The 312-nt window shown below is 53.5% G+C and carries 1 protein-coding gene; it reads left to right on the top strand.

Annotated features, from left to right (window positions below; all coding sequences use genetic code 11):
• On the top strand, positions 1-312 hold a 312-nt coding region (locus tag Q4563_RS18430), incomplete at both ends, for a phage major capsid protein (protein WP_303605541.1).

Genomic DNA, 312 nt, shown 5'->3' with positions numbered 1-312 from the left:
ATGGCCATGCGCTGGGCGATCAACGAAGCCATTCGGTATGGCGATGGCGTCGGCAAGCCAAAAGGCTACATGAAATCCAATGCCCTCATCACCGTCACCAAAGAATCCGGGCAAGCCGCTAAAAGTTTGGCCTCCGAAAACATCGTCAATATGTACATCCGCATGCTGCCATCCAGCATCAACCGCGCTCACTGGGAATGTAACTCAGAACTGCTGCCCCAACTGATGAAACTCAAGGATGACGACGGCAATCTGCTCTGGACTCCGCTCAACTCAGGCTACAAAGAAACACCCAACGGCCTCTTGCTGGGT

This window comes from Gilvimarinus sp. 1_MG-2023 (assembly GCF_030548285.1).
The sequence above is the reverse complement of the archived record's forward strand: the minus strand, read 5'-3'. Positions and strand labels throughout refer to the sequence as shown.